The organism is Pseudomonas sp. F9001, from assembly GCF_013385435.1.
In the GTDB taxonomy this organism is placed as follows: domain Bacteria; phylum Pseudomonadota; class Gammaproteobacteria; order Pseudomonadales; family Pseudomonadaceae; genus Aquipseudomonas.
In genome coordinates, this window is record NZ_JACAPX010000022.1 from 67,531 (window position 1) to 80,061 (window position 12,531).

Below are 12,531 nucleotides of genomic sequence, written 5' to 3' on the forward strand. Positions count from 1 at the left end.
ATGAAAAATTCGATCCAGCATATCCAGGCGTTTCTCGCCGTTGCCCGCACGGGCAGCTTTACCAAGGCCGCCAACGAACTGCATTTGTCGCCCTCGGCGCTGACCGTGCAGGTGCAACAACTGGAGGAATGGCTGGGCGTCGCGCTGCTCGACCGCAGCCCGCGCCACGTCAGCATCACCGCCGCCGGGCTGGATGCACGCGGGCCGATGGAGAAATTGCTGCTGGACCTGGACAACATCGTCACCGGCTCCCGTGACCTGGCCGCCTTGCGCCGGGGCGTGGTGACCATCGCCGCCCTGCCCTCCGTGTGCGCCGGCGCGTTGCCGCCGGCCCTGCGCCTGTTTCGCGAGCGTTTTGCCGGGATCGAGGTCCGCTTGCATGACCTGGTTGCTCACCGCATTCATGCGCAAGTGCGTTCGGGCGAGGTGGATTTCGGTATTGGTGTGCGGGCGCGGCTGAGTCATGGACTGGCGTTTGTGCCGGTGCTGAATGATCGGTTATGTGCGTTCGTGCCGCTGGATCATCCGCTGACTCGTTTTGCAAAGTTGAGCCTGGAGCAACTGGCCGACCAGCCGATCATCCTCACCGGCCGCGACAGCAGCGTGCGGGAACAGGTGGACGCGTTGTTCGATGAAACACGCCTGACGATGCTCGCGGGGATGGAGGCCAACTACATGTCGACCGTGTTGGCGTTGGTGCGGCAGGGCTTGGGGATCAGTGTGTTGCCGGAATCGGCGGCGGACAGTCTGGAGGGGTTGAAGCGGATTACCATTGATCATCCGGGGGTGAACCGGGAGATCGGGTTGATCAGTCGCAGTGGACAGCCGTTGAGCCCAGCGGCGCAGCGCTGTTTTGAGTTGCTCAGTGAAGAATTACCTGGCGCACCGCAAAACTAAATGTGGGAGCGGGCTTGCTCGCGAAGGCGGTGGGTCAGCCAATACATGTGCTGACTGGTACACCGCCTTCGCGAGCAAGCCCGCTCCCACATTACCGCATTTCAGCCCAGCATCGGCACATGCTTGGGATGGCTGGCCACGCGCTTCAACCACGCCTGCACGCCTGGATAGGCGCTCAGGTCAAAGCCACCTTCATCCGCCACATGGGTGTAGGCATACAGCGCCACGTCGGCAATCGAGAATTGGTCGCCCACCAGATACGGCGTCAGCTGCAACTGGCGCTCCATCACCTTCAGGGCCTTGTAACCGCCCTTGTGCAGCTTCTTGTATTCCTCCAGGCGATCTTCCGGCAGCCCCAGGTAAAACTGGATAAACCGCGCCACCGCGATGTACGGCTCGTGGCTGTACTGCTCGAAAAACTGCCACTGCAGAACCTGGGTGCGCAGGCGCGGTTCGCTGGGCAGGAACTCGCTGCCATCGGCCAGGAAGTTGAGAATCGCATTGGACTCCCACAGGCAGGTGCCGTCTTCCAGCTCCAGCACCGGGATCTTGCCGTTGGGGTTCTTGGCCAGGAACTCCGCGGTCTGGGTGTCGCCCTTCAGGATGTCGACATCGATCCACTCATAGTCGATGCCCAACAGGCTGAGCATGAGTTTGACTTTGTAGCAGTTGCCCGATTTGTAATCGCCGTAGACCTTGTACATGGAGGCTCCCCTATGCCGCTTGCGCGTGCTGTGCTTGACGGACCACCGCAGCGAGACGCTTGAGACCTTCGTCCAAGCGCGCCGGGTCGATATGGCTGAAATTGAGCCGCAGGTGACCGTGATGATTGTCCGGCTCGGAAAAGAACGGTTCACCGGGCATGAACGCGATGTCCTGGTCGAGCGCAGGTGCCAACAAGGTGCGGGTATCGAGCGGCTGTTTCAAGGTCAGCCAGAAGAATAATCCGCCCTGGGGTATTTGCCAGTCGGCCAGGTCGCTGAAATGCCGCGCCAGTGCAGCCTGGAAAGCGTCGCGCCGGCCTCGGTAAAAGCTGCGCAACTCTACCAGGTGATGCTGGTATTTCTCGGTGCCGATCCATTGCATCGCCTGCCACTGGCCAACGCGGTTGGTGTGCAGGTCGGCTGACTGCTTGAGTTTGAGCAGGTGCGGGAACAGGTCCGGGCTGGCGATCAGGTAGCCGACCCGCAGGCCGGGCAACAAGGTCTTGGATACGGTGCCGGTGTAGATCCAGCTGGCCTTTTTCAGCCGACTGGCGATGGGTTGTGCGCTGCCGCCGTCGAAGGTCAGTTCGCGGTAGGGTTCGTCTTCGATCAGGGTTACGCCAAACTCGTCCAGCAACGCGGCGACGGCCTCGCGCTTGGCATCGCTGTAGCGCACCGCCGAAGGGTTCTGGAACGTCGGGATCAGGTAGACGAAGGACGGGCGATGCTGCTCAAGGCTGCTGCGCAAGGCTCTGAGGTCCGGACCGTCCGCCTCAAGCTGTACGGTCAGGCAATCGGCGCCGAACAATTGGAAAATCTGCAATGCCGCAAGGTAAGTCGGGCCTTCCAGGAGGATTTTGGTGCCCTTGTCGATGTACAGCTTGGCCGCCAGGTCCAGGGTTTGCTGGGAGCCGCTGACCACCATGACCTGGCGCGCATCGCAGGCAATACCCAGCACCCGCGCCTCGGCCGCCAGCAATTCACGCAACTGTGGCTCGCCTTCGCTCATACCGTATTGGCCGATATTCAGCGGCATGCCTTCCCAATCCAGCGTGGGCAGCATCACTTCGGCCGGCAGGCCACCGGCGAAGGACATCACCTGCGGCTTTTGCGCCGCCGCGAGGATTTCACGGATCAGGGAGCTTTTAAGACGCGAAACACGTTCTGAGAAGGCCATAAGGGTCACCGGTAGCAAAGCCTGGGGAAAATACGTCAAACTGCTTGACCGAAATTACGACGACTTGGGCAGATACGTCAATATGCTTGACCTTAAAAACCAGACCAGCCAGCAAACCGCCATGGAAGCCTTCTTCTTCGGCTACCAGGCGTTCACCGCCAAGGCTGACGAAATGCTGGAGCGCCGCGGCTTGAGCCGGGTGCATCAACGCATCGTGTTTTTTATCGCGCGCTACCCGGCCTTGAGCGTCAAGGAGCTGCTGGAACTGCTCGGCGTGAGCAAACAGGCGCTGAATATGCCGTTGCGCCAACTGCAGGAAATGCACCTGGTGGACAGCGTGGCGTCCGAGACCGACAAGCGTAAGCGCCTGCTGGAGTTGACCGAGGAAGGCCGGCGTTTCGAACAATCGCTGCGGCGCGAACAGGTAAAGCTGCTGCAAAGGGCGTTTGCCGAGGCAGGCGAGACGGCGGTAGAAGGCTGGCTGGCGGTAAACAAGGCACTCAGTGGCCAATCCTGAATTGCCTTTCATCCCCTTTCGCACACAAAATAGAAAACATTATTTGCTTTATTTGTATACAAAAGCATAATTCGCTTCGTGCGAGTTCCTGACCTATTGGTCAACAAAACCCGCTGGTACCTCAAAGCGCTGCTGCCCACTCATGTGTCCGGCGCTGGAAATAACAATAAAACTCTTGAGGAGTACTTGCTGTGGAAAGCCGCAAATCCGAAGCCCCTACGCTCGACCTCTCGCCAACCCACAACGGTTGGCTGGAACGCCTGTTCAAACTCCGCTTGCATGGCACCACAGTGAAGACCGAGCTGATCGCTGGCCTCACGACCTTTATCACCATGGCCTACATCATCTTCGTCAACCCCAACATCATGGCCGACGCCGGCATCGATCACGGCGCGGCGTTTGTCGCCACCTGCATCGCCGCCGCGCTGGGTTGTCTGCTGATGGGCCTGTACGCCAACTGGCCAGTAGGCCTGGCGCCGGGCATGGGCCTGAACGCGTTTTTCACCTACACCGTGGTCGGGACCATGGGCTACAACTGGGAAACGGCACTGGGTGCGGTATTTATCTCCGGTGTGTTGTTCATGATCCTGACGCTCTCACGCATTCGCGAGTGGCTGCTCAACAGCATTCCGGTGAGCCTGCGCCATGCCATGGGCGCCGGCGTCGGATTGTTTCTCGGGGTGATCGGCCTGAAAACCGCCGGCATCATCGTGCAAAGCCCGGCCACCCTGATCAAGCTCGGTTCCCTGCATGAACCCGCCCCATTGCTGGCGGCCATCTGCTTCCTGTTGATTGCGATCCTCAGCTACCACCGGGTATTCGGCGCGATCCTGATCAGCATCATCGCCGTGACCCTCGCCGGTTGGGGCCTGGGCCTGGTGGAGTACCACGGCATCCTGGCCACCCCGCCAAGCCTGGCGCCGACCTGGATGGCCATGGACGTGATGGGCGTGTTCAACGTCAGCATGATCAGCGTGGTGTTCGCCTTCCTGTTTGTGCACATGTTCGACACCGCCGGCACCCTGATGGGCGTGGCCCAGCGTGCAGGCCTGGTGAATGCCGACGGCAAGATCGAAAACCTCTCCCGCGCCCTGAAAGCCGACAGCGCCTCCAGCGTGTTCGGCGCCATGGTCGGCGTGCCGCCAGTCACCAGTTACGTGGAAAGCGCCGCCGGGGTTGCCGCTGGTGGCCGCACCGGGCTGACGGCGGTTACGGTTGGCGTGTTGTTTATCGCAGCGATGTTTTTTGCCCCGCTGGCTGGCATGATTCCGGCCTATGCCACCGCCGGCGCGTTGATCTATGTGGCGATGCTGATGATGAGCGGCATGGCCCATATCAATTGGGACGACGCCACCGACAGCATTCCGGCGATCGTCACGGCGATCATGATGCCCCTGACCTTCTCGGTGGCCGACGGCATCGCCCTGGGTTTCATCACCTACGTGGCGCTGAAGGCCGGCACGGGTAAACACAAGGAAATTTCCATCAGCCTGTGGGTGCTTTGCGCGATCTTCATCGCCAAGTTCGCGTTCCTGTAGGCCAACCCGCTTGACCCTGCCTCACCCCGTCGGGTGGGGCTTTTGTACGAATGGAGGAATGCAATGAGTCTGGAAACCTGGCTGCTGTTCAGCGGCGCTGCGCTGGTGGTGATCCTGATCCCCGGCCCCCTGTCCTTGCTGATGATCAGCAACAGCCTGAACTACGGCCTGCGCCGTTCGTACCCGGCCTTTCTCGGCGGGGTGATTGCTTCCATCTGCCTGCTGAGCGCCTCGGCGCTGGGTTTGGGTGCGTTGTTGCTGGCATCGGAACAGCTGTTCAGCGCCCTGAAGATCGTCGGCGCGCTGTACCTGTTCTATCTCGCCTGGCAGAGCTGGCAGCAATCCCGGCAACCGGCCCACGTCGCCGACGTACCGCAAGTGGCCGCCACCCCGCGTTTTCGTGCGCTGTTTGGCCGGGCCTTTGTGCTGGGCGCCAGCAACCCGAAGGACATCCTGTTTTTCGCCGCCTTCCTGCCGCAATTCCTCAGTGCCCAGCAGGCCTTTTTGCCGCAGTTGCTGATCATGATCGCCACCTGGACCGTGCTCGACCTGCTGTGCAAACTGGCCTACGGCCTCGGCGCCCACGGTGCCGCGCGCTACCTGCGCAGCGGCAGGGGCCAGAGCTGGTTCAACCGGATCAGCGCGGGCTTGTTCACAGGCGCCGGCGCTGCGTCGCTATTGAGCCGCTGAAGATCCAGCCCCGATCGCACTGAAGATCGGGGCCGCCTTTATGGTGCAATCAGCAGGCGAAAAAAAGCCCGCAGTGTGAGCGGGCGAAAAACCAACGAAGAGCTTTGGGGGTGTGAAGCGCGGTGACGACTCAGCTACCGCGATAGGTGGAGTAGCTGTAAGGCGAAATCAGCAAAGGCACGTGGTAGTGATCCTGTTCGGCGCTGATGCCGAAGCGCAGCACCACCACATCGAGAAATGCAGGTTCGGGCAGTTGCACACCGCGGGCGCGGTAGTAATCACCGGCGTTGAACTGCAACTGATAGACACCGCTGCGGTAGTCATCGCCTTGCAGCAGGGGTGCATCGCAGCGGCCGTCGCTGTTGGTCAGGGTGCTGGCGACCAGCTCAAGCTGTGCGCCCTCGACACGGTACAACTCAACCTTGATTGCGCTGCCAGGGCAGCCATGCGCGGCGTCCAATACGTGTGTGGTCAAACGTCCCATAGCGTCTGCGCGCCTCCCGAAGTCAGTAAAAAGTGAAAGACCGCACCTTTTCAGGTCACTGAAAAAGCCGGCGATGGCTGATTAAGACACTTTTCAAAAAAATTGTACACAATAAATTCAACAAGCCTGCGTTCCGTTGCTGACGCCGATACGGTAGGAGCGAGCTTGCTCGCGAAGATCGTTAACGATAACGCAGCGCTTCAGGGTTAACGAGGCGCTCTCAGGTTTTTCGCGAGCAAGCTCGCTCCTACAGTGAATGAGGTTTTTTTCAATTTAGCTGACCAGTCAGGCAGGTTTCTTGCAGTGCTATTCTGCAAACACCCTGCGGAAAAAATGCAGAAATACAGGCTTACAAAGTGCACACTAAGTTGTATACAATCAGTCATCGTTGTGACGCCACCCAGTCTTTCCGCTGCCCGGCCGCCACACACACCGCTACCACGAACAAGAAGGAAGACTGCAGTGAGCGCTGACTACCCACGCGACCTGATCGGTTACGGCAGTAACCCTCCTCACCCACACTGGCCGGGCAAGGCCCGTATCGCCCTGTCGTTCGTACTCAACTACGAAGAAGGTGGTGAGCGCAACATCCTGCACGGCGACAAAGAGTCGGAAGCCTTCCTGTCCGAGATGGTCTCGGCGCAACCGCTGCAAGGCGAGCGCAACATGAGCATGGAGTCGCTGTACGAATACGGCAGCCGTGCCGGCGTGTGGCGCATCCTCAAGTTGTTCAAGGAATTCGATATCCCGCTGACCATCTTCGCCGTGGCCATGGCCGCCCAGCGCCACCCGGATGTGATCCGCGCGATGGTCGCCGCCGGCCACGAGATCTGCAGCCACGGCTACCGCTGGATCGACTACCAATACATGGATGAGGCCCAGGAACGCGAGCACATGCTCGAAGCGATCCGCATCCTCACCGAACTCACCGGCGAGCGCCCACTGGGCTGGTACACCGGCCGCACCGGCCCCAACACCCGGCGGCTGGTGATGGAGGAAGGCGGCTTCCTCTATGACTGCGACACCTATGACGACGACCTGCCCTACTGGGAACCCAACAACCCGACCGGCAAGCCGCACCTGGTGATCCCCTACACCCTGGACACCAATGACATGCGCTTCACCCAGGTCCAGGGTTTCAACAAGGGCGACGACTTTTTCGAATACCTGAAAGACGCCTTCGACGTGCTGTATGCCGAAGGCGCGGACGCACCGAAAATGCTCTCCATCGGCTTGCACTGCCGCCTGATCGGCCGCCCGGCACGCCTGGCCGCCCTCAAGCGGTTTATCGAATACGCCAAGGGCCATGATCAGGTGTGGTTTACCCGCCGCGTCGACATCGCCCGTCACTGGCATGACGTACACCCTTTCCAGGGAGCCGCCAAATGACCGCGTTCCAAACCCTGAAACCGTCGAGCCTGAGCCGCGACGAATTCGTCGCAGCCTTCGCCGACATCTACGAACATTCGCCATGGGTGGCCGAAAAGGCCTTCGACCTGGGCCAGGACGCTTCGATCGACGAGATTGAAACCCTGCACCAGCGCATGAGCGACATCCTGTTGAGCGCCGATCACGCAAGCCAACTGGCCCTGATCAACGCTCACCCGGACCTGGCGGGCAAAGCGGCCGTCCAGGGCCAGTTGACCGAAGCCAGCACTAATGAACAGGCTGGCGCCGGTATTCACCAATGCTCGAGCGACGAGTTTTCGCGCTTCACCGAGCTGAACGATGGCTACAAGGCCAAGTTCAAGTTTCCCTTCATCATGGCGGTAAAAGGCAGCAACCGGTACCAGATCCTTGCCGCGTTTGAAACGCGCATTCACAACTCGGTGGAAGCCGAGTTCAAATGTGCGCTGGCCGAGATCAATAAAATCGCGTTGTTCCGATTACTGACCCTTTAGCAGACCTGGCCCGAGCGGTTCATGAACGCCCAGGGCCTGGCGAGCATCCCAAGCCACTTACTTTAAGGCAGACAAGAAGAATGAAAGCGCAACCCGTACCTTTCGAAAAGTTCGTCAACCTGGCCGACGCCCGCCTGGGCACCAAGATCATCTCTGTCACCGATGACTGGTTCGCCGACGCCAACCGCCTGTTCCAGCCGACCCCGGCCGTGTGGAAGGAGGGCGTTTTCGATGACAACGGCAAGTGGATGGACGGCTGGGAGTCGCGCCGCAAGCGCTTCGAAGGCTACGACAGCGCAGTTATCCGCCTGGGCGTACCGGGTTCGATCAAAGGCGTGGACATCGACACTTCATTCTTCACCGGCAACTTCCCGCCATCGGCGTCCCTGGAAGCCTGCTTCCTCGCGAGCGGCGAGCCGGATGACAACACCCAATGGGTTGAAGTGCTGTCGGCTGTAGAGCTGCAAGGCAACAGCCATCACTTCCACGAGATCAACAACGACCAGGCCTTCAGCCACCTGCGTTTCAACATCTACCCGGATGGTGGCGTGGCCCGTCTGCGTGTGTACGGCATTCCGTTCCGCGACTGGTCGGCGGTGGGCGACAACGAACAGGTGGACCTGGCTGCTGCATTGAACGGCGGCCGCGCACTGGCCTGCTCCGATGAACACTTCGGGCGCATGAGCAACATCCTCAACCCGGGCCGTGGCATCAACATGGGCGATGGCTGGGAAACCGCACGTCGTCGTACGCCGGGCAATGACTGGGTGATCGTCGCACTGGGCCACCCGGGCGAGATCGAGAAGATCGTGGTCGACACCCTGCACTTCAAGGGCAACTACCCGGACACTTGCTCGATCCAGGGCGCATTCGTGAAGGGCGGCACCGACAGCCAGATCGAAACCCAATCGCTGTTCTGGCGCGAACTGCTGCCGGCGCAGAAACTGGAAATGCACGCTGAACACACGTTTGCCGAGCAGATCAAGGCGCTGGGCCCGATCACCCACATTCGTCTGAATGTGTTCCCGGATGGTGGTGTGAGCCGCCTGCGGGTTCTCGGTAAGGTCTCGAAGTAACACCCGATCGTTCCCACGCTCTGCGTGGGAATGCATACCGTGACGCTCTGCGTCACAAGAGCGGACGCAGAGCGTCCAGGGCGGCGTTCCCACGCAGAGCGTGGGAACGATCCATACACAAGATTAAGAAGACAGCCATGCGCACACTGATGATCGAACCCCTGACCAAAGAAGCCTTCGCCCCTTTCGGAGACGTTATCGAAACCGATGGCAGCGATCACTTCATGATCAACAACGGGTCGACCATGCGCTTTCATAAACTGGCGACGGTTGAAACCGCCACGCCAGAAGATAACGCGATCATCAGCATCTTCCGCGCCGACGCGCAGGACATGCCGCTGACCGTGTGCATGCTGGAACGACACCCGCTGGGCAGCCAGGCTTTCATCCCGCTGCTCGGCAACCCCTTTCTGATCGTGGTCGCGCCACTTGGCGATGAACCTGTATCGGGCTTGGTCCGCGCCTTCGTTACCAACGGCAGGCAGGGCATTAATTACCATCGCGGCGTCTGGCACCACCCGGTGCTGACGATCGAAAAGCGGGATGACTTCCTGGTGGTTGATCGCAGTGGCACAGGCAATAACTGCGATGAGCATTTTTTTAAAGAGGATGAGCGGTTGATCCTCGCCCCCCACCAATAAGAGAAGGTCTGATCACTCGACGACAGAGTGACAGGCGAGAGGTAAAGACTGTGGAAGCACATTTGATGGAATGGCTGAACCTGAGCGTGCGCTGGGTTCACATGATCACTGGCGTCGCCTGGATCGGCGCTTCGTTCTACTTCGTCTGGCTGGAAAACAACCTCAACCGCGTCAACCCCAAGGACGGCCTCGCCGGTGACTTGTGGGCGATCCACGGTGGCGGTATCTACCACCTGGAAAAATACAAACTGGCCCCGCCGACCATGCCGGACAACCTGCACTGGTTCAAATGGGAAGCCTACTTCACCTGGATGTCCGGCATCGCGCTGCTGTGCGTGGTGTTCTACGCCAACCCGACCTTGTACCTGCTGGCCCCGGGCAGCAGCCTCAGCGGTCCGGAAGGTGTGTTGCTGGGCCTCGGTTCGCTGCTGGCCGGCTGGTTCATCTACTCCTTTCTCTGCGACTCGGCACTGGGCAAGCGCCCTGCCCTGCTCGGCCTGATCCTGTTCGTGCTGTTGATTGCCGCTGCGTACGGCTTCAGCAAAGTGTTCAGCGGCCGTGGTGCGTACCTGCATGTGGGCGCCGTGATCGGCACCATCATGGTGGGCAACGTGTTCCGCATCATCATGCCGGCCCAGCGCGCGCTGGTGGCAGCCATCGCCGAAAACCGCACGCCCGACCCGGCACTGCCGGCCAAGGGTTTGCTGCGTTCGCGTCATAACAACTACTTCACCTTGCCGGTGCTGTTCATCATGATCAGCAACCACTTCCCGAGCACCTACGGCAGCCAATACAACTGGCTGATCCTGGCGGGCATCGCGGTAGCGGCCGTGTTGGTGCGTCACTACTTCAACACCCGTCACAACAGCCAGAAATATGCCTGGACCTTGCCGGTGGGCGCGCTGGCGATGATTTGCCTGGCCTACGTGACCGGCCCAAAACCGGTGGCGACTGCACCGGATGTGGCCAAGGCTCCTGCGGCCATCGAATACCAGCCGCTGCCGGAAACGGCGTTGGGTGGCGGGCTTAAACCGGCTGCTCCAGCGGCACCTGCACCGGCACCTGCCGAAGCAGCACCGGCCCAGGCCTCGATTGATTTTGACAAGGTCCACGGGGTGATCCAGGAGCGCTGCGCGGTGTGCCATTCGGCCAAGCCGACAAGCCCGCTGTTCAGCACCGCACCGGCCGGGGTGATGTTTGATACGCCGCAGCAGATCCAGCAAATGGCCCCGCGCATCCAGGCACAGGCCGTGGCCAGCCAGATCATGCCGCTGGGCAATATCACCCAGATGACCCAGCAGGAACGGGACTTGATTGGCACCTGGATCACTCAGGGGGCGCGTACCAACTGACTGATTAACGCAGGACTAGTGTGGGAGCGGGCTTGCTCGCGAATGCGGTGTGTCATTCAACACTTCAGGTGACTGAACCACCGCGTTCGCGAGCAAGCCCGCTCCCACATGGGATCTGCGGTGTGCTTTGACGAATGAGTTCCACACGGCAATTGAATGCCGAACAACACAACAATAAAAAGATCCGAGGTGTTGCATGTCCCAGCTAGAAACGCAGACTCCTGCCGCGCCCGCCATGGTGCGGCTTCCCCTCTTGCAACTGATTCTGGTAGGCCTGCAACACGTCTTGCTGATGTACGGTGGCGCCGTCGCCGTGCCTTTGATCATCGGCCAGGCCGCGGGCCTGAGCCGTGAAGAAATCGCCTTCCTGATCAACGCCGACCTGCTGGTGGCGGGCATCGCAACTATGGTCCAGTCCTTCGGCATCGGCCCGGTAGGCATTCGTATGCCGGTGATGATGGGCGCCAGTTTCGCCGCTGTCGGCAGCATGGTGGCCATGGCCGGCATGCCCGGCATCGGTCTGCAGGGGATCTTCGGTGCGACCATCGCCGCCGGTTTTTTCGGCATGGTGATCGCGCCGTTCATGTCCAAGGTCGTGCGCTTCTTTCCACCGCTGGTGACCGGTACCGTGATCACCGCCATTGGTCTTTCGCTGTTTCCCGTCGCGGTCAATTGGGCCGGCGGTGGCGCAGCGGCGTCCACGTTTGGCTCACCGATTTACCTGGCGATTGCCGCGCTGGTGCTGGCCACCATCCTGCTGATCAACCGTTTCATGCGCGGCTTCTGGGTGAATATCTCGGTGCTGATCGGCATGGCCCTCGGCTACGGGCTGTGCGGGATGATCGGCATGGTCGACCTCAGCGGCCTGGCGCGCGCCCCGTGGGTGCAAGTGGTGACGCCACTGCATTTCGGCATGCCCAAGTTCGAGTTGGCGCCGATCCTGTCGATGTGCCTGGTGGTGGTGATCATCTTCGTCGAGTCCACCGGGATGTTCCTCGCCCTGGGCAAGATCACCGGCCAGGAAGTCACGCCGAAAATGCTCCGCCGTGGCCTGTTGTGTGACGCCGGCGCATCGTTTTTTGCCGGGTTCTTCAACACCTTCACCCACTCCTCGTTCGCGCAGAACATCGGCCTGGTGCAGATGACCGGCGTGCGCTGCCGTTCGGTGACGATCGTGGCCGGCGCGTTCCTGATTGTGCTGAGCCTGCTGCCCAAGGCCGCCTTTTTGGTAGCGTCGATTCCACCCGCAGTGCTGGGCGGCGCGGCGATTGCCATGTTCGGCATGGTGGCAGCCACCGGGATCAAGATCCTCCAGGAAGCCGACATTACCGACCGTCGTAACCAGTTGCTGGTGGCGGTGAGTATCGGCATGGGATTGATCCCGGTGGTACGTCCCGAATTCTTTGCACAGCTGCCGCTATGGATGAGCCCGATCACTCACAGCGGCATCGCCATGGCCACGATCAGCGCGCTGTCGCTGAACCTGTTATTCAACATCCTGGGTGGCGCCGAACGCGCTGCCCCAAGCGCTCACGCACACCCACATTGATTCCT

General features: G+C 60.6%; 13 protein-coding genes. 10 read left to right on the forward strand and 3 right to left on the reverse strand.

Translation table 11 applies throughout. The features are described 5' to 3' along the window. Window positions 1–897 (forward strand): LysR family transcriptional regulator, encoded by an 897-nt coding sequence (locus HX818_RS21195; protein ID WP_003213144.1) that lies wholly within the window; start codon window positions 1–3, stop codon window positions 895–897. A gap of 101 nt (window positions 898–998) precedes the next feature. Here HX818_RS21195 and HX818_RS21200 read toward each other — a convergent pair whose 3' ends face one another. Beyond that, window positions 999–1,601, reverse strand: a complete 603-nt coding sequence (locus HX818_RS21200; RefSeq protein WP_008432197.1) for a glutathione S-transferase family protein — start codon at window positions 1,599–1,601, stop codon at window positions 999–1,001. A gap of 10 nt (window positions 1,602–1,611) precedes the next feature. Next, window positions 1,612–2,778: a PLP-dependent aminotransferase family protein gene (locus HX818_RS21205; RefSeq protein WP_177020690.1), complete on the reverse strand. Its 1,167-nt coding sequence runs from the start codon at window positions 2,776–2,778 to the stop codon at window positions 1,612–1,614. Window positions 2,779–2,860: 82 nt separating this feature from the next. Between HX818_RS21205 and HX818_RS21210 the strand changes: the two genes are divergently transcribed. From HX818_RS21210 to HX818_RS21220, 3 genes are all read left to right on the forward strand, one after another. After that, window positions 2,861–3,295: a MarR family winged helix-turn-helix transcriptional regulator gene (locus HX818_RS21210; protein ID WP_003212841.1), complete on the forward strand. Its 435-nt coding sequence runs from the start codon at window positions 2,861–2,863 to the stop codon at window positions 3,293–3,295. Between the two features lie 191 nt (window positions 3,296–3,486). Next, a complete protein-coding gene (locus HX818_RS21215) occupies window positions 3,487–4,833 on the forward strand; it encodes an NCS2 family permease (RefSeq protein WP_003212843.1) in 1,347 nt (448 codons plus the stop codon). A gap of 63 nt (window positions 4,834–4,896) precedes the next feature. Next, window positions 4,897–5,523 carry a LysE family translocator gene (locus HX818_RS21220; RefSeq protein ID WP_008432192.1) on the forward strand — a complete coding sequence of 209 codons (627 nt, stop codon included), beginning with the start codon at window positions 4,897–4,899 and terminating at the stop codon, window positions 5,521–5,523. A gap of 130 nt (window positions 5,524–5,653) precedes the next feature. On the opposite strand, the gene uraH is transcribed toward HX818_RS21220, so the two are convergent. Further along, window positions 5,654–6,007, reverse strand: a complete 354-nt coding sequence (gene uraH / locus HX818_RS21225; protein ID WP_134326010.1) for a hydroxyisourate hydrolase — start codon at window positions 6,005–6,007, stop codon at window positions 5,654–5,656. A 462-nt stretch (window positions 6,008–6,469) separates the two neighbouring features. Between uraH and puuE the strand changes: the two genes are divergently transcribed. The 6 genes from puuE (at window position 6,470) to HX818_RS21255 (ending at window position 12,526) form a co-directional block, all read left to right on the forward strand. Next, window positions 6,470–7,396, forward strand: a complete 927-nt coding sequence (gene puuE / locus HX818_RS21230) for an allantoinase PuuE (protein WP_008432189.1) — start codon at window positions 6,470–6,472, stop codon at window positions 7,394–7,396. Then, window positions 7,393–7,908 carry a 2-oxo-4-hydroxy-4-carboxy-5-ureidoimidazoline decarboxylase gene (uraD, locus tag HX818_RS21235; protein ID WP_177020691.1) on the forward strand — a complete coding sequence of 172 codons (516 nt, stop codon included), beginning with the start codon at window positions 7,393–7,395 and terminating at the stop codon, window positions 7,906–7,908. The genes puuE and uraD overlap by 4 nt, the downstream gene beginning before the upstream one ends. An 80-nt stretch (window positions 7,909–7,988) precedes the next feature. Further along, on the forward strand, window positions 7,989–8,984 hold the full coding sequence (alc, locus tag HX818_RS21240) for an allantoicase (RefSeq protein WP_003209112.1): 996 nt from the start codon (window positions 7,989–7,991) through the stop codon (window positions 8,982–8,984). A gap of 137 nt (window positions 8,985–9,121) precedes the next feature. Further along, window positions 9,122–9,625 carry an ureidoglycolate lyase gene (locus tag HX818_RS21245; protein ID WP_003209110.1) on the forward strand — a complete coding sequence of 168 codons (504 nt, stop codon included), beginning with the start codon at window positions 9,122–9,124 and terminating at the stop codon, window positions 9,623–9,625. Window positions 9,626–9,675: 50 nt separating this feature from the next. Beyond that, entirely contained in the window at window positions 9,676–10,977 is a 1,302-nt protein-coding gene (locus HX818_RS21250; protein WP_087694785.1) for a urate hydroxylase PuuD, read from the forward strand. Between the two features lie 196 nt (window positions 10,978–11,173). Further along, window positions 11,174–12,526 (forward strand): nucleobase:cation symporter-2 family protein, encoded by a 1,353-nt coding sequence (locus tag HX818_RS21255; protein ID WP_177020692.1) that lies wholly within the window; start codon window positions 11,174–11,176, stop codon window positions 12,524–12,526. Window positions 12,527–12,531 lie beyond the last annotated feature (5 nt).